At 37.9% G+C, this 19,673-nt stretch carries 19 protein-coding genes; 7 read left to right on the forward strand and 12 right to left on the reverse strand.

Features of this window, described 5'->3' with window-relative positions:
- Positions 1–44 precede the first annotated feature (44 nt).
- On the forward strand, positions 45–1,598 hold the full coding sequence (locus tag EFY79_RS05840; RefSeq protein ID WP_123119724.1) for a S10 family peptidase: 1,554 nt from the start codon (positions 45–47) through the stop codon (positions 1,596–1,598).
- Positions 1,599–1,611: 13 nt separating this feature from the next.
- Here the strand turns inward: EFY79_RS05840 and EFY79_RS05845 are convergent, their stop codons facing one another.
- The 3 genes from EFY79_RS05845 to EFY79_RS05855 all read right to left on the reverse strand — a co-directional run bounded on the left by EFY79_RS05845 (position 1,612) and on the right by EFY79_RS05855 (position 3,830).
- Positions 1,612–1,878, reverse strand: a complete 267-nt coding sequence (locus tag EFY79_RS05845) for a type II toxin-antitoxin system RelE family toxin (protein WP_123119725.1) — start codon at positions 1,876–1,878, stop codon at positions 1,612–1,614.
- Entirely contained in the window at positions 1,878–2,075 is a 198-nt protein-coding gene (locus tag EFY79_RS05850) for a hypothetical protein (protein WP_123119726.1), read from the reverse strand. The genes EFY79_RS05845 and EFY79_RS05850 overlap by 1 nt, the downstream gene beginning before the upstream one ends.
- An 84-nt stretch (positions 2,076–2,159) precedes the next feature.
- Positions 2,160–3,830: a hypothetical protein gene (locus tag EFY79_RS05855; protein ID WP_123119727.1), complete on the reverse strand. Its 1,671-nt coding sequence runs from the start codon at positions 3,828–3,830 to the stop codon at positions 2,160–2,162.
- A 32-nt stretch (positions 3,831–3,862) separates the two neighbouring features.
- Here EFY79_RS05855 and EFY79_RS05860 point away from each other — a divergent pair, with 32 nt between their 5' ends.
- The 3 genes from EFY79_RS05860 (at position 3,863) to EFY79_RS05870 (ending at position 8,228) form a co-directional block, all read left to right on the forward strand.
- Positions 3,863–5,230, forward strand: coding sequence for a dihydroorotase (locus tag EFY79_RS05860; RefSeq protein WP_123119728.1), 1,368 nt, complete (start codon positions 3,863–3,865; stop codon positions 5,228–5,230).
- Positions 5,231–5,305: 75 nt separating this feature from the next.
- Positions 5,306–6,622 (forward strand): MutS-related protein, encoded by a 1,317-nt coding sequence (locus EFY79_RS05865; RefSeq protein WP_123119729.1) that lies wholly within the window; start codon positions 5,306–5,308, stop codon positions 6,620–6,622.
- 64 nt (positions 6,623–6,686) lie between these two features.
- Positions 6,687–8,228 (forward strand): YifB family Mg chelatase-like AAA ATPase, encoded by a 1,542-nt coding sequence (locus EFY79_RS05870; RefSeq protein WP_123119730.1) that lies wholly within the window; start codon positions 6,687–6,689, stop codon positions 8,226–8,228.
- On the opposite strand, the gene EFY79_RS21280 is transcribed toward EFY79_RS05870, so the two are convergent.
- From EFY79_RS21280 to EFY79_RS05905, 9 genes are all read right to left on the reverse strand, one after another.
- The gene (locus EFY79_RS21280; protein ID WP_148041861.1) at positions 8,189–8,575 is read right to left on the reverse strand and encodes a type II toxin-antitoxin system RelE/ParE family toxin; all 387 of its coding nucleotides are present in this window, start codon (positions 8,573–8,575) and stop codon (positions 8,189–8,191) included. The genes EFY79_RS05870 and EFY79_RS21280 overlap by 40 nt on opposite strands.
- Positions 8,557–8,727 (reverse strand): hypothetical protein, encoded by a 171-nt coding sequence (locus EFY79_RS21390; RefSeq protein ID WP_158605158.1) that lies wholly within the window; start codon positions 8,725–8,727, stop codon positions 8,557–8,559. The genes EFY79_RS21280 and EFY79_RS21390 overlap by 19 nt, the downstream gene beginning before the upstream one ends.
- A gap of 108 nt (positions 8,728–8,835) precedes the next feature.
- Positions 8,836–10,686: a glycoside hydrolase family 35 protein gene (locus EFY79_RS05875; protein WP_123119731.1), complete on the reverse strand. Its 1,851-nt coding sequence runs from the start codon at positions 10,684–10,686 to the stop codon at positions 8,836–8,838.
- Between the two features lie 157 nt (positions 10,687–10,843).
- Entirely contained in the window at positions 10,844–11,743 is a 900-nt protein-coding gene (locus EFY79_RS05880) for a DUF5777 family beta-barrel protein (RefSeq protein ID WP_123119789.1), read from the reverse strand.
- Positions 11,744–11,753: 10 nt separating this feature from the next.
- Positions 11,754–12,308 (reverse strand): YceI family protein, encoded by a 555-nt coding sequence (locus EFY79_RS05885; RefSeq protein WP_158605159.1) that lies wholly within the window; start codon positions 12,306–12,308, stop codon positions 11,754–11,756.
- A 10-nt stretch (positions 12,309–12,318) separates the two neighbouring features.
- The gene (locus tag EFY79_RS05890; RefSeq protein ID WP_123119733.1) at positions 12,319–12,753 is read right to left on the reverse strand and encodes an OB-fold protein; all 435 of its coding nucleotides are present in this window, start codon (positions 12,751–12,753) and stop codon (positions 12,319–12,321) included.
- Between the two features lie 21 nt (positions 12,754–12,774).
- Complete coding sequence (locus tag EFY79_RS05895; RefSeq protein WP_123119734.1) at positions 12,775–13,137, reverse strand: cupredoxin domain-containing protein; 363 nt, start codon at positions 13,135–13,137, stop codon at positions 12,775–12,777.
- A 163-nt stretch (positions 13,138–13,300) separates the two neighbouring features.
- Positions 13,301–14,653, reverse strand: coding sequence for an outer membrane beta-barrel protein (locus EFY79_RS05900; protein WP_123119735.1), 1,353 nt, complete (start codon positions 14,651–14,653; stop codon positions 13,301–13,303).
- Positions 14,643–15,224, reverse strand: a complete 582-nt coding sequence (locus EFY79_RS05905) for an RNA polymerase sigma factor (RefSeq protein ID WP_148041862.1) — start codon at positions 15,222–15,224, stop codon at positions 14,643–14,645. The genes EFY79_RS05900 and EFY79_RS05905 overlap by 11 nt, the downstream gene beginning before the upstream one ends.
- A 266-nt stretch (positions 15,225–15,490) precedes the next feature.
- Between EFY79_RS05905 and EFY79_RS05910 the strand changes: the two genes are divergently transcribed.
- The 3 genes from EFY79_RS05910 (at position 15,491) to EFY79_RS05920 (ending at position 19,620) form a co-directional block, all read left to right on the forward strand.
- The gene (locus EFY79_RS05910) at positions 15,491–16,918 is read left to right on the forward strand and encodes an alpha-L-fucosidase (RefSeq protein WP_123119737.1); all 1,428 of its coding nucleotides are present in this window, start codon (positions 15,491–15,493) and stop codon (positions 16,916–16,918) included.
- 233 nt (positions 16,919–17,151) lie between these two features.
- Positions 17,152–18,504, forward strand: coding sequence for a TolC family protein (locus EFY79_RS05915; protein ID WP_123119738.1), 1,353 nt, complete (start codon positions 17,152–17,154; stop codon positions 18,502–18,504).
- Positions 18,505–18,513: 9 nt separating this feature from the next.
- Positions 18,514–19,620 (forward strand): efflux RND transporter periplasmic adaptor subunit, encoded by a 1,107-nt coding sequence (locus EFY79_RS05920; protein WP_123119739.1) that lies wholly within the window; start codon positions 18,514–18,516, stop codon positions 19,618–19,620.
- Positions 19,621–19,673: the final 53 nt, after the last annotated feature.

A 19,673-nucleotide genomic window follows, 5' to 3' on the forward strand; every position in this document is an offset into this window, starting at 1 on the left:
TAGATAATTATAAACAAGATTTGTAATTAAGTAACATCACTTTTATGATACTAAAAAAAACTGTGTTTTGTTTTGCATTGCTGGTTGCAAACGGGTTCACTTCTTTTTCCCAAAATAAAAAAGAAAACACGACGGTAAAAATTAATATTGAAAAAGACACCGTAGTTAATTATAAAAAGCCTCATACATCCGTGACAGAAAATTCTGTTTCTGTGGAAGGGAAACGTATTAATTATAAGGCTGTTGCCGGGATGCTTATTTTAAAAAATAAGGTGGATTCGCCAACACTAAGTATGTCTTATGTTGCTTATTTCCAAAGTGATGTGAGGGATGCATCCACAAGGCCTCTTACTTTTATCTACAACGGAGGCCCCGGAAGCTCTACTATATGGCTTCACATGGGTGCATGGGGACCGCAAAGGGTTTATCTAAAAGATACTTCACGAACCAAAGCTCCCTATAAAACCATAAACAACGATTATAGCCTTTTGGATGTGAGTGATTTAGTTTTTATCGATGCGCCGGGAACGGGTTTTGGCGAAGTAATAACGAAAGAAAGAGGGGGAGCCGGAGAAAATAAAGATTTTTTTGGCATCGACCAGGACGCACGCGCATTCCGTGATTTTATCACTCAGTTTTTATCGCAATATAACCGGTGGAATTCGCCCAAATTTCTTTTTGGTGAAAGCTATGGTACCCTGAGATCCGCAGCAGTAGCCGACCTTCTTCAAAATGATGGAGTGGGGCTCAACGGTGTAATTTTACTTTCTCAATTGCTGACCTACGCAAACATGAGTGATATAGCCCGCGATAATCCTGGCAATGATCAGCCCTTTGTTTTGGCATTGCCCTCAATGGCAGCTACGGCATGGTATCATCATAAGTTGCCTCAGCAGCCCGAAAAGCTGGAGCCCTTCCTGAAAGAAGTAGAAGAATTTGCCTTAAATGAATACTCCATTGCGTTGCGAAAGGGCGCTATAATTGATTCAAATTATTTTAACCAGATTGCTGAAAAATTGCATAACTATACCGGGTTATCCGTAAAATATTTACGCAAAGCAAATTTAAGAGTCACCGGGCCTCAATTTGAACATGAGCTTCTCGGAGACGAAAGTAAAATAACAGGCAGGCTTGATTCCAGGTTTTCAGGAAGTGCTATGAACCCGCTTGCAGAAACACCCCGCTATGACCCAATGGATTCTTATATTGACGCGGCGTTTACGGCCACCTTCAACAACTATGTGAGGTCTGAATTAAATTTTGGAAAGGGGATGAAATACAAAACGTTTGGAAATGTTAGCCCGTGGGATATGAAGAGAAGCGGGTATGTAGGTTTTCCGAATGTGATGAACGACCTGGCGCATGCCATGGTTTACAACCCCGACTTAAAAGTAATGCTCAATATGGGATATTTTGATTTAGGCACTCCCTATTTTGAAGGCGTGTATGAAATGCGTCATCTTCCTATGCCTTTTAACCTGCAAAAAAATATAGAATACGATTATTATTGGTCGGGCCATATGGTGTACCTGCATCCTGAATCACTTAAGCAATTGCATGATAATGTGGCAAAGTTTATTCAATCAGCACATGAGTAATAGACAGAAAAATTTAAGGGAAATAGCGATAGATTTCTTTTCTATTCATGATTCGGCTTAATTTAATTAAGTTATCTTCAAGAATGAAACCGATACGATAATCACCCATTTTTATTCTGTAAGCGGATTTAAAACCTTTCAACTTTTTAATATTATTAATTTCCGAAGGTTTCGAAACTTTTTGTAACTCTTCGATTATGTCAGCTAATCTTAATTGCATTTTTGGGGAAAGCTCCTTTTCTGTATCTTTTTCAAATTGCTTAGTGATAATGACATCCATCAGTTTCGAAGCTTATTTAAAAATGTATTTGTATCAATAACTTCATTGTAGTTAGTTTCCGTCATTAATTTAATTAATACGATATCTTCCTTTGCTTCATCCGTTAATAAGCGGCTCTTTATTTTATTTTGTTTCAAAAAAGACTGGACCAATTCAATTTCTTTTGCGTCTTTTGTTTGAATAATTAAAGTTTCCATATCGATCTATTTATCCAAATTTACGCTTATTATGTATTAATAAGAATCCAGCTTATTTCTCGGTTCACTGTCAAATTCTTACTTCTAGAAATTATAATCTCTTCGTGCGGCGTTCCATCTTATTCCTATATTAAATGAATTGGAATTTTCAAGACCGGTATATTTTCTGAAAAGCAAACTGCCTTCAATGAAAAGGTTTTCTTTAAACTCGTAAGAAAGGCTCAGCAAGGCATTCAGGCATTTCACCTGTTGGCCGTCTCCGATATAATATCCGTAATCTTTAAAGCGTGAAGTGTATAATTCAAATGGATTTGATCCAAAATTTAATCCCAATGAATCGAGCCCTTGCTTGTAATAAATAGCACGCGCATCAACATACCATTTTGGTGCAGGCTGATATTTTAGAACGCCGACCCATTCCTGGAAGTTAGCGCCTAAGGGATGGGCAAGCGGCTGATTATAATGAGTGTAATTGGCAACGGAGTCATTATGTGAATACGTGAAAGGCCTTACCCGATTGGTTTCCAATTGCAAATCAAGGTTTTTAATATTGAACGCATCCACATATTTTGCGCCAAGCTGATAGCCATATTTATTGGCCCAATAACCGTTATTTTTTACAATTTCATGAACATGAAATTCGTCCAAAAGCAATTGTCCGTAAAACTGGAAATGATGAGCGGCATTAGCTTTAAAATCTATTCCTGCCAAAGCATTGTCCGGGCTTCCGATGGTTCCTTCTACGTGGCGAAGAAAAATGATAGGATTTAAGTATTCAAAATCAAACCGGTTTTTTCTGCCAAAAACCACGCCTTCAAATAATCCTACATTTAATGATTTGCCGATATTGATGCTTAAATGATGCATCGCTGCATATTTACGGTCTAATAAGTTATCGCCTGTCTTATTAAATTGCGGCATCAACTCCATAAACAAATTTTCATAATCAAACTTCCAGATCTTCGTATTCAGTTTCAGGAATAAATAACTATCGCCAAAATCGCTCAGGAAGAGGCTTCTGTATCCGTTACCGATAAAATTTTTGTCGTAGCCAAATTGAACATCAATGTATTTGGTCACGTTGAAAGTGAGATAGCCTCTTCCGTCAAAATAATCAAACCCATTGTTTTTAAATTTTTTATAGAAGCCCACTCCCGGGACGGCATTAAATTCAGCTACACGGTTTTCAAAAAAAGAAGGACCGCGTTCCTGGTTGTCAGTAATGGTGGTTGAAAAGCCGATTTTATTGGCAATTCGACCACGCAAGGTAACGCCGCGTTTGTTATAATAAAGGCTTTGTGAGTTTCCTGATTCGCCGCCAATTTGCAGGTCCAGCACGGGATTCACTGCAAGAAAAAAATCTTTCGTATCTACTTCCAACAGGTTAGGTTTCGTGGTATAAAAAGTATTCCACAAAGATTTTTTACTTTGAAAACTTTCTTTAGAACCTGTTACCCATTCTGAATTATCCATTAAAACTGAGTGCAAATTGTATTCATCGATGGAAGTCAAATTAATTTTTGAACCCATTTCCTTATTTACACTGTCAATATATTCTGCTTCCTGAACCACAGACCTGCGGCTGTACGGCTTCTGGGTAGAAAAATTTAGTTCTGTATTTTGGCAGTTTTTAATTTCGAGGCGGTCAAGAATGTGGTATTGTTTTGATCCTTCAGGGAGGTAGGTAGTTTGAGCGAAAATAAAAGCGGGGTAAAAAAATAGAAACAGAGTTATTACTCTTTTTATATTTTGCATCGGGTTAAGTATTATTGATTAAATTTCAAGGTATGCAAAATTATCTTTTTAAAAATATATCCATAGTAAATGAAAACAATATTTCTGAGAAGGATATTTATATAAAAAACGGGCGAATTGAAAGAATTGACAATTCTGTTTCGGTAAAAGAAAAAGTTTCAGAAATAAATGGTGAAGGGCAGCATTTATTTCCCGGAGTGATAGACGACCAGGTTCATTTTCGAGAGCCTGGATTAACACACAAGGCCAATATCTACACCGAAAGCAAAGCGGCGGTAGCAGGCGGGGTTACCTCGTTTATGGAAATGCCCAACACGATTCCCAATGCGCTTACCCACGAGCTTCTGGAAAATAAATACAACATCGCCAAACAAAGTTCACTGGCTAATTATTCATTCTTTATGGGCGTGAGCAATGACAATGCCGATGAAGTATTAAAAATGAATAAGAGAAAAAATGATGTTTGCGGGGTTAAAATTTTTATGGGTTCAAGTACGGGAAATATGCTGGTGGATAGCGAACCTGCGCTGCATAAAATTTTCAGTGAAAGCGAGTTGCTGATCGCCACTCATTGCGAAGATGAAAAAATCATAAAAGAAAACTACAAAAACCTTAAAGCAATAAAGCCCGATCTTCAGCCATCAGACCATCCTGTAATCAGGGATGTAAATGCCTGCTTTACATCTTCATCCTTTGCCGCATCGCTGGCAAAAAAATACAACAGCCGCTTGCATATTCTTCATATTACTACCGCAAAAGAGCTGGAATTATTTACTAATGAAATTCCTTTAAAACAAAAAAGAATTACTGCAGAAGTCTGCGTCCACCATCTGCACTTTACTGCTGACGATTATGAAAAACTGGGCTATCTAATTAAATGTAACCCGGCCATCAAATCCGCAGAAAATAAAGAAGCGCTCTGGAAAGGCTTGCTGGATAACCATTTGGACGTAATTGCCACGGATCATGCGCCACATACTTTGGAAGAAAAGCAAGGCCCTTATGAAAATGCGAAAGCCGGGTTGCCTTTGGTTCAACACCCATTGCTTTTGATGTTATCTTATTATAAAGAAGGAAAGTTGTCTTTAGAAAAAATTGCTGAGAAAATGAGCCATGCTGTTGCAGACTGTTTTAATATAAAAGACAGAGGATTCATCCGCGAAGGATATTTTGCTGATTTGGTGATGGTGAATCTGAATCAATCCTTTACTGTAAAAAAGGAAAATATTTTATATAAATGTGGCTGGAGCCCGCTTTCAGGAACTACATTTCCTGCAGCTATAACGCATACTTTCGTAAATGGAAATTGCGTGTTTGCAAATGAGGCAAATGAGAGCAGTTTATGGAATATAACTTTTGATGAATCTAACAAGGGGCAAAGATTGTTGTTTAATTTTTAAATTACTCTTTACAGTAAAGCCATAAATATCCGGAATTTTTATTTTGAATAGCGGCTTTATCAAAATTCAGATTGAATGGAAACAGACAAAACCACGCTAAATGACCTCTCTATTTTTAACAGCGAAGAAGAATTTTCGGTTTTTAATAAATTGAATCTTACCAGAACAACGGGTGGCCGGGAAAGGTTACGTTATATTTTCACCCATTCTTTAAATGACATTGAATCCATCAAAAACGTACAGGAAACTTTAAAGCTCATCGTCCGGGAGCAGCAACAGTGGCCACTTTCAATAAGCAATGGCACGGTGCTTATGATTTACAAATTTTACGAAAGCTCTATAGACGATCCACCATCGAGACCTACGCCAATAACTGCAGCAATGTATAAATTATTACATGGCCCAGATTTTTCGTTGATAAAATATTCTGTTGGGCATGCTTTTGAATTCATAAAAGGAATGAAAAAGATTGTTTCGATTTTTTTGACGGATAATGTGCCATTGAATTTAAAAAGGCTGTTAGAAAAAGCAGAAGTTTTGATTTTAAAATCACAATTTCAGATTGTTATTGACAATGAGAAGCCGGAAGATCTTTCTAACACACAAATGCTGGCATTTGGATACTATATCCGTTATCATTATAAACAAAATTTTTTTGAGCTTATAGAAATTTATTCGCAGTTAGATGCATGGTATGGTATGGCCATGGCAGTGAAAGAATATAAATTGTCGTTTCCTGTTTTCCTTTCAACTGAAGAACCTGTGCTGGATGCAAAAAAATTGTATCATATTTTATTGAAAGATCCGGTGGCTTACGATGTGGCATTAAATCAAAATCATAATTTCATTTTTTTAACCGGCGCCAACATGGCCGGTAAGAGTACATTTATAAAGTCCGTAGGCAGTGCGGTTTTCCTGGCACATATTGGCTTGGGTGTACCTGCAGAATCAATGCGACTTTCTTTGTTTGATGGCTTGCTAAGCAACATAAATGTGGTAGATAATATTTCAAAAGGTGAAAGCTTTTTTTACAATGAGGTACAGCGCGTAAAAAATACCATTATCAAGGTAAATGATAAAAGAAAATGGCTAATCCTGATTGATGAATTATTTAAAGGAACCAACGTGCAGGATGCAATGAAATGCAGCACTGTGGTGGTAGAGGGCCTTATCAAAATAAAAAAGTCTTTATTTATTTTGTCAACCCATCTTTATGAAATCGGCGAAAGCCTGAAAGGCTATCCAAATATTGATTTTAAATATTTTGAAACGGAGGTCACTGATGATAAACTCGTCTTTAATTATAATTTAAAAAACGGCGTAAGCAGCGACAGGCTTGGATACCTGATTTTGAAAAGAGAAAAAGTGATTGAATTGCTGGAAAATCTGTGATTCTGTTTATTCGGTCTGAAAAGAAATATTTTTTCTGTAATTTCATTCCACTAATTAATTCTTCATGTTAGTCAAAACTTTCGGCAGCGCTGTTTATGGGGTAGAAGCTATAACTATCACAGTAGAAGTAAATGTAACCGGTGGAAAATATACCACCATTGTGGGCCTTGCAGATAATGCCGTAAAAGAAAGCCTGGAGCGCATGGAAAGCGCTATCAAGGCTAATGGCTATCATTATCCAAGAACAAAAGTAGTGGTGAATCTTGCGCCTGCGGATATCCGCAAAAGCGGTACTGCCTTCGATTTGCCGATTGCAATGGCTACGCTTGGTGCCAGCGAGCAATTGGAGAATGCGGAAAAACTTACTGACTACGTTATTATGGGAGAGCTGAGTCTTGATGGCGCTATTCGCCCCATCAAAGGCGCGTTACCTATTGCGATACAGGCAAGGAAAGAAGAATTTAAAGGTTTGATTCTGCCGAAAGAAAATGCACGGGAAGCAGCGATGGTAAATAAGCTGAAAGTATATGGCGTAAGCCACATCAACGATGTGATCGATTTTTTTATTGATGAAAATTCGATTCAACCCACCGTCGTAAATACGCGTGAAGAATTTGCCAATGCGCAAAGTGATTTTGAAATAGATTTTTGTGATGTAAAAGGACAGGAAAATATTAAGCGTGCATTGGAAATAGCAGCGGCAGGCGGCCATAATGCGATATTAATTGGCCCACCCGGTGCTGGTAAAACGATGCTGGCCAAGCGTTTGCCAACTATTCTTCCACCGCTTACTTTGCAGGAAGCTTTGGAAACTACTAAAATTCACAGCGTTGCCGGGAAACTTCCCGAGAATGCAACTTTAATTTCAAAACGGCCATTTCGTTCGCCGCATCATACGATTTCTGATGTGGCTTTAGTCGGTGGCGGTGGAATGCCGCAGCCCGGAGAAATTTCTCTCGCACATAATGGCGTTTTGTTTTTAGATGAATTGCCCGAATTCAAAAGAACCGTTTTGGAAGTGATGCGCCAGCCGATGGAAGAAAGAAAAGTTACGATTTCGCGGGCAAAAGTGGCGCTGGATTTTCCATCCAGCTTTATGCTCGTCGCTTCAATGAATCCTTGTCCGTGCGGCTATTACAATCACCCTGAAAAGGAATGCAGTTGCCCCGCGGGCGCTGTTCAAAAATACCTGAATAAAATTTCCGGGCCTTTGCTCGACAGGATTGATTTGCATGTGGAAGTAACGCCCGTTGCTTTCAGCGAATTATCGTCAACTCAAAATTTTGAAAAATCGGAGAGTATCCGCGAGCGTGTAATCAAAGCGAGGGAAAGGCAGGCTGAAAGATATAAAGACAACCCTGGCGTGTATTGCAACGCACAAATGAGCAGCAAAATGCTCAAAGAAATTTGTGTGATTTCCCAGGTCGGATCCAATCTTTTGAAAGTGGCAATGGAAAAATTAAATCTTTCTGCGCGTGCTTACGACCGCATTTTAAAAGTGAGCAGAACCATTGCTGATCTTGCCGGCAGTGATGAAATAAAACCAGAACACCTCGCAGAAGCTATTCAATACCGCAGTCTTGACAGGGAAGGATGGGCGGGGTGACGTAGTAAATATTCTTTAATTAGCGAGCACCATTGGATGAACACCCGCGTCAGAATAATAATTTTTGAGCTAACAAAATCACAGATAACAATTTCTTCATCAAGGTTCAAATAAGCAATTATATATTTCTTTTTAAAAGGCGCACATCGGTAACCCAATGTTTCCCATCGGGCGTAATTACAAGGTCTGTGCAGGATTCTCTTATCAGAAAGTTTTTCAAAAAACAGAAAGGCATCATCAACAAATTTTTTAGCAGTTTGCGGCATACCCTTGCTTTCAATAAACCATGCTATCTCTGCCACGGCTGTAGCAGCGGGCTCCAGAATACTTACCTTTCTTCTGACCATGTATCAATAAGTTTATAAGCATGTTTTTTACCTGCTGCCAAAGAGAGTTTTTTTGCGGGTGGTAATTTTTGTGCAGCTATCAACTGAATCTTTTCAAACTGTTTTTGCTCAATTACTACAAACTTTTTATTATCAATCGTAAGAGTTTCCATAAGTAACAATTTATACTTTCAAATTTAAATTAAATTAACCATGTATGGAGGTTATCCCATTCGCCAACAAGTAACAGATAAACCGAAATTCTGCATCACAATTTCAAATCATTTCTTCAACTCATCCAAAACCGGCGTTTTTATTCCATGAATTTCTTTTTGTTCTCCGGAATTTATTTGTTCAAATACAGTGATTTTATTTTTACCTTTTTTCAGCCAGCAACCGGGTAAATATAAAGTCTGTTGTGGCCCTACGTTCCAGTACCGACCAAGATTATGTCCGTTCACAAAAACAATCCCTTTTCCCCATTTACTCATATCTAAAAAAGTGTCGCCGGTTTTTGATAAGGAAAAATTGCCTTCATACATCACAGGCTGGTCTTTTTTGTAATTATCAGGATAAGATTGTAAATCCAGCTCCATATCCATCGGAAATTTGTACATATTCCAATTGCCTTCCATTACGTTGCCATCAATTGTTACCGGGCCAATGATGCCCTTTAAATTGTGCACTATTTCCGCGCCATAATTGATCCTTCCCATGTTTTCCACCAGGATATCCAATGTTGCATTAAATGGAATATCAGTGTTGCAGGAATAAGTGTTTGTATTCCTGTTTAATTCTGCGGCTTTTTCGCCATTTACATACACGATGGCATAATCTCTCAATCCTTTTATTTCCAGTTTTCCATTGATAGGTTGATTAAAATGTTTACTATATAAAACGTAGCCATAACCCTGGTTCAAATCTTCAAATGTTTGTGGGGTATCGCTTACAGCAGGCTTCATTTTTTCTTTTATTGCAAAAAGGTCAACTGCTTTTTTTAATTTGATAGAAGGAATTTCAATAACAGGAATTTGTGCCGGTATCGGAGGGATTTTATAAGAAACATTCTGCTGAAATAATTTTCTCAGCGCAAGATATTTTGGCGTAGCCCAGCCTGCTTCGCTGATTGGCGCGTCATAATCATAGCTGGTTATATCCGGCTGGATGTCGTGCTTCTTATCATAATTAGCGCCGCTCGTAAATGCAAAATTTGTTCCGCCATGCACCATATAATAATTGAACGAAACGCCTGTTTTCAGATATTCTTCTGTTTGCTTAACCACGCTTTCTGTGGATACTTTTTGAAATGGTTCAGCCCAATGGTCGAGCCAGCCGGGATAAAATTCTGCTACCATATAAGGGCCTTCGCCATTATGATATTCATTAACCACCTTTTTTAAATTATCAATATTATTTTCTCCGTTGGCTGTGGGCAAAGCGCCTTCAATCGTTCCACCTTTGAACAACCATGCGCCATCTGATGTAAACAGCGGAATATCGAAACCGGCATCTAATAATTCCTGCTTAATGGCGGCACTGTATTTTTTATGTTCTTCCAGCGGAATATCTTTTCGCTGGGCAACATAAGAACCAAACTCATTTTCAACCTGCACCATTATGATTGGGCCACCGTGAGTGATTTGTAAATCTTTTACCTGCGCGGCAAGATGATTGATATACGTTTTGCATGAATCTAAAAATGGCTTGTTATAAGCACGAATCACTAAATCTTTTTCTTTTTGCAACCACCACGGATACCCACCAAACTCCCATTCGGCGCAGGCATAGGGGCCAGGCCTAAGGATTACAAATAAGCCAACTTCCTGCGCTGTTTTTATGAATTCAGCAATGTTTCTGTTATCTGTTTTAAAATCCCAGACTCCCGGCGACAGTTCCTGGTAATTCCAAAAAACATACGTGGCCACCGTGTTTAATCCCATTGCTTTCATCATCTGCAAACGCTGGCGCCAGTAGGGTTTAGGCACTCTTGCAAAATGCATTTCACCCGAATGAATCTGTATCGGTTTGCCATCATACACAAAATTGCCATCTTTTATTTCAAACGTATGTTTTTGCGCAAATGCTGCTATTGTCAGAATCAAAAAGAGTGGCAGAAATAAAATCTTCTTCATTTATTAGTTTTTTGAATAGATATGAATATTCAAACTTAAACAAATGAATTGGAAACAGGTTAAGCCTTCATACAGAGCGGCATTAGTAAACAAAAAATAACGCGAATTTTTATTCTCTTATTAATAGAATCAAAGAGATTCAGCGTAAAACTTTTATTTAATTTTTCTTGTGCAGTTGAAAAACTCTTGAAATAGTAAAGCCAAACATGATGTTGCTTTTATCCCACCGACCTGTTGTTTCGGAGATAAAAGATTTTTCGGTGAGCCCCAGGGAATTGGTAAAATCTAATTGAAATACATGGCCGCCGGTTCCTATATCTACACCAAAAGAAAATACATTATGCGAGCCGGGCGCCTTTGTTCCGGGCAATTGATAATAATATTCCGCATTCAGATTTATTCTTTTGGAAAGCCTTTGCCTGCCGCCAAATCCGATGGCGAAAATATTTTGGTCTACATGAGTGAATGAGATATTATCCGCATGGATTAAAGTAGGCATAATTTGCAAAGCCAAATTTTCTGAAAATTTTCTTGCAATTAATATTTGATAAACCATCGAAACGCGGTCATTAAAATTTGTTTTTAAAGAATCAAACTGTTTTAATGTATTGACCGCAATCACCGGCACAAAAGACACCGTCACAGGAATATTTGCGGCTCCGGCCGATTGCCGTAATATCCTGAATTTTAAAAATGCATCGTACGTTTTTTGATAAGTACTATGGCCCACTCCAATCATAAAATTATTACTGATTCCATAATCAAAACCCAGCCGCATTGTGGCATTATCCAGGCCAAATAAATTATAAATGCCGCTGCTTAACGGGCCGAAGCGATGAGAGATTCTTACATCTAAAACGTTTTTCGGCAAACTCTCAACAGATTGCCCATCTACAATCCGTGTAGTTTTAAAAGTAGAAACGGCATAGGAGATCTTGTTTTTTACTCCTTCATTTTCTAATTGATTCATAAGATTTGTTGTATCCTGCGCAAAAATTTTTCCGGGAAAAATAATGATGCACAAAAAAATAAGTCCTGTTGTTTTCAAGAAGCGCATAAAAAATTTTTTATTTTTTTTGATACAAAGCATTAACTGAAATGTCAATTTTCTCTGAAACCTTGTTGGAAACTATGGAAGGAATTTTAATGCTATAGTCTTTGAGCAAAACACTGAAAGTAGCTGTGGCATTTATTTTCCCGTTTATAACAACAATTTTACCGGGCACAGAAATCTTTTTAGTGATTCCATGAATCTGCAGATCCCCCGTAACAGTTACCGGCCACGTGCCATCATTTGCAAAATCAATTTTATTGATACCGCTTATGATGCCTTTAAATGTGGAGCGTGGATACCGCGCGCTTTCCATATAATCTTCATTAAAATCTTCTTCCATTTTTGCTTTGGGAAAATGAAAGCCATTGTTGAGCAACGAGAACTGCATTTCGCCAGTCTGAATATTTAAAATGCTGATCGTTTCGTTGTTCGTAGCTGCAATATTTTCCACAATGGTTTTTGAAAAAAAAGAAACGCTTCCATTTTTTGTGAAATAGACCTGTGCCGCCACGAACGTGGGTTTCACAGAAAAAATAAACAGTACGAGGACAGCGTTTCTTATATTCATAATTTTTATTTTAACTGCCATGATAGCATCTGATTAAAAAAACATCGCCGGGCAAATCAAAATCTCCGGCATTGTATCCGATACAAATTCCTTTTATCGAAACAGAATCTCCTGCCTTTATATTTTCAAAATTTTCTTCCATGGTGCAATTCACGGCGCCATCTTCGATATCTGTTTTAAGAAGAATTACCTGCTGCTTTTGATGATTTTGTAACACCTGCTTTACCGTTCCTGACACCAACAATACCTTGTTATCAAAATCTGATTTATCAGAAGAATTTTTTTCAGAAAGAGTTTTATAAAGCGCAGCTGCATTGACTTTCACGGGTATTGCATCTTTTACATTCCGGTGTGGCTTGTTCCATATTCTGTAACCAACAAATGCCGACAAAAGAACCAGTAAAACAGCAAAAAAGACTATTTTTCTTTTTGATTTTCTTTGCATCTGATGTGATTTTGCTTCGTATTATTCAGTAACCACCAAAGTCCCTTTCATATTTGAATGTACTTTACAGTGATAATCAAAAGTCCCTACAGTATTGGCAGTATAAGAAAAAGTAGCGCCGGCTGCTAAGTTGCCACTATCGAAAGTAGTGCCGTCATCAGAAGTTACTGTATGTGCATATCCATCCTTGTTAAACCACTTAACCGTAGCGCCTTTTTTCACAGTTATCTTAGCCGGGAAAGCCATGTTGAAAATATTATAAGTTCCATCGCCGTTTGCACCAGGAGGTGGCTGGCTGCCATAATTGTTTTGAGATTTGGAACATGAAAGTAAGCTGATAATAATCACGCTGGCAGCCAACATAAAAATTCTTTTGAGTTTCATAAAAATAATTTGGTTAAGAATAAGGTTTTGAAGGATGCAACAAAAGCATCGCCGGATTTATTTGAATTTCATATCCGGCTTCAGTTATTAAATCGGGCAATTCATCTTGCCGGTTGCCTCATTCATTTAAATTCAAAAATTTTTTTTTGAAGCTGCGGTCTGATTATTTTTTTGAAAACGGCTTTACATTAAGAGAAAACAGAATCCCTGCGCTGTAAAGTTTTACTTTCCCATAGCCGATTCCGGTCAGTGGAAGATTGAGGTAAGGTTCTGCCGTTAGAAAAATTTTGCTGCTTAATTTTTTTTCATAGCCGGCGGATAATTTCAATGAAGAGAAGTAATGTTGATTCTCGTTACTGATCGTATAGTTATGGTAACTGATTTGCCCGGAAGGCGATTTTGAAATATAATCGTAGTCTTCCCTTTTCATAAAATAGGAAGCCAGGCCTGCCGAGACAAACCACTGATGTTTTGCGTTTCGGTTAAAATTATAATTCACCAGCAGTGGCACTTCATATACTTTACAATTAGCATCGATAGAGGTAAGGTCAGGATAGTAATTCCAAAATCGGGCGGGTGGATGATAGTCTGAAGATTTGGCGCCATATCCTTTTTTTGCCACGTAAAAACCGGCTCTTACCGACCATCTTTTATTGACCGTATACCCGATGCCTGCTCCGTATACAAGTTCGGTTCTGCCTAAATTATTTATGTTTACTGCGCTTATATCGGGACCTGCGGAAACACTGATTAGAAAAGATTTTCTAAATTGATTTCTGGCGGAATCCTTATTTTTTTTCGCAGAGTTGTGTGAGTCTTTTTTATTGCTTATTGAATCATTTTTTTCATTGACCGTCGCAACAGCATTTTTATTTGCTACCTGGTTGCCTAAATGATTTTCTTCATTTGCAGGTGCCGGGTCATTGGTTGCATCCGTATTCTTTTTCCGGTTATCAGAGGGAGCATTACCGGCAGAATTATTTTCAGTTGATATTATTTCATCCGGCAGGGAAGGATTTTCTTTTTCGCCGCCAACACTTTTATCATCCTTATGATTGATTTCATTGGTATGATTTATTTCATCTGTATGATTTGTCTTATCTGTGCGATTTATTGAAAACGTAATCCCTAGTTTTTTTTCAGAAAAAGATTTGGAGGGTTGCAATTTCGAAGTCTGGTTTGGAGAAATTATTTTTTCCTTTTCTTTTTGGGGAGTCGATAATTTTTTATTTTTCAAAACATAATCAGAGTTATTTGTTAATGTATCTGCTGCTGTTGCTTTTTCGGCAATTGTTACTGCCTGCGGGTTTTCTCCCGGCTTCAGGGTTAACCAAAGCCCCGATATCAAAATGCATAGCAACAGAAACCACCAAAAGATTTTTTTATTATCCTTTTTCTTTTGAGGCATTTTTTCATCAAGCAGCTTTTCCATTGCGCTCCATGCCTGCTCATCGTAAGCGGCTTCACTTTGCGCAGCGGCTTCCTGAATTTTTATATCAAATTTATCAGGCTTCATTTTTTATTAAAACTGTTTGATGAGAAAATAATATTTTTTGCAACTGCACTTTTGCTTTAGACAGGTTCGATTTGGAAGTGCCTGTAGAGATGCCCAATTTTTGTGCAATTTCCTTATGAGAAAATCCTTCGATAATGTACAAGTTTAAAATCGTGCGGTAGGCGGGTGACAAATTCCGTATTGCTTTAATAATTTCATCATAGGAAATTTTATCTAAAGCACTTTCTTCAATATTGGCAATCTCAACATCTTTTTCATTAAAGGAAGTGGTCAATTCATATTTATAATATTTACGGTTGTGGTCAATAGCAGTATAAACGATGATTTTCCGAAGCCATCCCTTGAAAGAATTTATTACATCGCTGTATGCCGGCGCAAACCGGTGAATTTCTTTAAATACTTTTAGGAAACCATCATTCAGGATTTCTGTTGCATCCTCTTGCTTGCTGGTATAGCGCCAGCAAACAGACATGACATAGCCGTAAAATGAGCTGAAAATTTTTTTCTGGCTTTCGCGGTTATTGAGGCTGCAGCCCCTGATATGTAATATCAATTCTTCAGCAGAGAGCAAATTAATTACTTTACTTTTTTTATATAATCGTATGAATTTGTAATCCGGTTGCCTCTCATAAAGATAAAATTTAGAAAGCGCTTATGGAATTAATTTTTAATGGATTTTTTTGACACTTTGGAGTTGCGAATCAGTAAACCGGCAAATAACCGCAATTTTTATTTTGGCAAATTTATTTTCGCCAAAAATTCAACATATTTTTCATTTTTAAATTTTACACATTTATCAAATACCTTTCAGAAAAATTTTCTGAATAAATAATCCGCATGAAAAAGAATATAATTTTTATCGCTTTCATTTTTTTATTTAAAACCGGTTTTTCACAAACTGATAAAAGAGTGAACCCTGTTCCCACCCAATACCAGGTGGCCTGGCAAAATATGGAGTATTATTTTTTTATGCATTTTGGGCCTAACACTTTTACCGATTTGGAATGGGGCAAAGGCAATGAAAATGCAGAAGTTTTCGATCCAAAAGATTTGGATTGCGACCAATGGTGCCGCGTTGCAAAGGAAGCCGGCGCAAAGGGAATTATAATCACGGCCAAACATCACGATGGTTTTTGCCTTTGGCCAAGTAAATTTTCAAAGCATACCGTAAGGGAAAGTGATTGGAAAAATGGCAAAGGCGATGTGCTGAAAGAATTGTCTGCAGCCTGCAAAAAATACGGGTTAAAATTCGGAGTTTACCTTTCCCCATGGGATAGGAATCACCCGGCTTATGGTACGCCCGCTTACAATGATGTTTTTGTGAATATGCTGAAAGAAATTTTTACTAACTACGGGCCGATTTGGGAACTATGGTGGGACGGTGCAAATGGCGAAGGACCAAATGGGAAAAAACAGGTGTATGATTTTGCGCGGTTTGAAAAAGTGGTGAGAAAGCTTTCTCCGCAAACAATTATCTTCAGCGACATTGGCCCTGACGCGCGCTGGTGCGGGAATGAACATGGCTTTGCAGGAAAAACCAACTGGGATTTATTAGATACTGCAGGATTTAAAAGAGGGAATGGAGCACCACCAACAGATACTTTAAACCAGGGGAATAAGTTTGGAAAAAATTTCATTCCCGCTGAATGTGATGTCAGCATCAGGCCAGGTTGGTTTTTTCATCAGAAAGAAGATTCTTTGGTAAAAACGCCTGAGCAGCTTTTTGAAATTTATTTAAAGAGTGTGGGCCGCGGCGCCAATTTAATCTTGAATGTTCCGCCGGATAGAAGAGGATTAATTACAAAATATGATTCGGCTTCGCTGATAGGTTTTAAGAGATTAAGACAGGAAAGTTTTGGAAATGATTTGTCTAAAAATGCCAGGAAATATTTTGTTTCCGGTAATAAAAAATCCGCCGCCAAAAGTTTGGATAATAACCCCGGAGATAAATATGTGATTTTCAGTCATCCTCAAAATCAATCCATTCAAATCGATTACCCGAAACCTTCTAAAATAAACTGCTTGGTTTTACAGGAAAATTTATTGAACGGGCAACAATGCGCCAAATTTACCATAAAGCTTTTCGACAAAGGCGGAAGCCTCATAAAAGAGTTGAAAGGCACCACTATTGGGCATAAAAGAATTTTGACATTCCCTGAAGAAGAGGTGAGCAGTATACAGTTTTTTATTGATGAACAAAAAGCTCCTACCAGAATTTCTTCAATTAAAAACTTCAGGATAAAAAATGAATTAATAGAAAAATAATTCTAAAGTCATAGATGGATCAATTTTTTCTAAACGGTAATATTTGTTGATTAACCGGCAGTTTATATTTTTTTTTCTGCATAACTTGCGCTCCTTTATAATTAGCAGGTAGCAATCCGGTACTATTAAAGCCCTTGAATACCTGGTTTAGATTTGAGGATTTTGGCCTTTTAAACAATTGTTTAAATATGTCGGAATAGCGAAAACAGTGGCGGTTAAATGAACAAAGGAATATGGCAAATCAAACAGCAAAATTTTTTTTAAGGTATAAAAGGCTTTATTTGATTTATGGAATTCTGGTAGTGACTTCAGGGACTTTATTTGCCCAGCGAAATGATAGTTTGCCCACCCTGGCAGAGGCTTCGCTTCAAAATTGTATACAATATGCTATTCAGCACAATCCTGATATTCAAAATGCAAAAATTGACCAGCAAATAACGGAGGCGCAAATTCAAAATAAATTATCTGATTGGTATCCGCGAGTAAATTTTACTTATAATTTGCAGCATAATATTCAGTTGCCGACTTTTATTTTTAATGGCAATGTTTCCCATTCCGGAAGCTACAATACTTCAGGAGCCAACTTCTCGCTGACTCAAAATATTTTTAACCGGGATGTGTTGCTGGCAACGCGCACGGCAAAAGATGTTCGTGAAGCAGCCAGTGAAAACACTCAAAGCGAAAAAATTGATTTGGCAGTAAGAGTCAGCAAGGCTTTTTATGATTTGATACTTACCCAACAACAACTAAAAGTAACTGATGAGGATATTGTGCGTACCAATCAAAGCCTGAAGGATGCTTATTATCAATACCAGGCCGGACTGGTTGATAAGACAGATTATAAAAGAGCTACCATTGCCCTCAACAATGCCAAAGCTCAAAAAAAATCCGGCGAAGAAAGTTTGAAAGCAAAGCAAGCCTATCTGAAAGATTTGATGGGCTACCCCGTAATGCAGCCACTCAATTTAAATTATGATACTTCCCAAATGGAAAATGAGGTGTTGATGGATACGTTGCAAACTGTGGATTACAACGACAGGATTGAAATTCAGCAATTGCAAACGCAAAAGAAATTGCAGGAATACAATCTTCAATATTATAAATGGAGCTTTCTTCCGGATGTGTCTGCTTTTGGAAATTATAATTTGAACTTTTTGAATAATCAATTTTCAAAATTATACAGTCAATCTTATCCGAATTCTTTTATCGGGCTCACTCTTTCTTTGCCAATCTTCCAGGGCGGCAAAAGATTGCAGCAAATAAAACAGGCGCAATTCCAGATAACGCAGGCCGGCAATGACATCAGGAGTTATGAAAATCAAATTAATTCACAATACCAAAATGCGCTGGCTACTTATAAAAGCAATTTGTACAACTTTTACAGCTTGAAAGAAAATCTTTCGCTGGCCAGTGAAGTGTATGATGTAATTCAGTTGCAATATCGTTCGGGGGTGAAAGCCTACCTGGATGTAATCACCGCTGAATCGGATTTGCGAACCGCCCAAATAAATTATTACAACGCGCTTTACCAGGTATTGGCCAGTAAAATAGATGTGATGCAATCATTGGGAAATATCAAATATTAAAATACAATCATGAAAATCAGTCAACATATTTTCTTAGTATTTGCAGCAGGCTTCGTTATTTCTTGTGGTAATAATAATTCGCAAAAGCAACAAGGGCCGCCTCCCGCAGTTCCTGTCACCGTTACAACAGTAAAAAATACTGACGCGGTTTATTATGACACTTATCCCGGAACGGTTACCGCTTTAAACGAAATAAACATTACTTCGCAGGTGAGTGGATACGTCACTGACATCAATTTTAAAGATGGGCAAAATGTGAAAAAAGGCCAGCTTTTGTATAGAATCGATAACCAGGTTTATAAAGCCAATTATGAGCAGGCAGTGGCAAACCTGGAAGTTCAGAAAGCGAACCTGGTGAAGGCTCAAAAAGATGCTGCCCGCTATAATGAGCTGGAAAAGCATGATGCTATCGCCAAACAACAGGTAGACTATGCCAATGCCACTTTAGCCGCTACGCAAAAACAGGTAGATGCTGCAAAAGCAAATGTTGCCAGCCTTCATTCCAATGTTCAGTTTGCCAATATTTATGCACCTTTTACAGGTACGATTGGCATTTCGCAGGTGAAAAAAGGAACAGCAGTTGTTGCGGGGCAAACGGTATTAAATACTATTTCAACGGATAATCCCATAGCGGTTGATTTCACAATTGATCAAAAAAATATTTATCGCTTTTCTGAATTGGAACAACAAAAAGACAACGTGAAAGATTCGGTTTTTACCATTGCTTTTGGCGATGATATTTATCCTTATCCCGGGAAGATTGATTTTATTGACCGCGCAGTTGATCCCCAGACAGGAACCATAAAAATAAGGTTGAGTTTTCCCAATGAGAAACATATGCTGAAGCCCGGGATGAATACCAGCGTAAGGGTAAAGAATACTGCCACTAAAAATGCCACCATTATCCCTTACAACGCAGTAAACGAACAATTAGGCGAGTTTTCTGTTTATGTGTTGGGCGATAGCTCAAAGGTGCATCAGCAGCTCGTTACGCTCGGAACGCAAATAGGAGATAGTATTATTATAAAAGAAGGTTTAAAGCCTGGTGAAAAAATTGTTGTCGTAGGGATACAGAATTTGCACAATGGCTCAGTGGTGAAAGCGAGTGAGAATTAATAAAAAGGGCGGAGTTGTTCAGGAGGTTTCAGGAAGATTTAGAGGATTTAGAA

This window comes from Hanamia caeni, assembly GCF_003721595.1.
Classification (GTDB): domain Bacteria; phylum Bacteroidota; class Bacteroidia; order Chitinophagales; family Chitinophagaceae; genus Ginsengibacter; species Ginsengibacter caeni.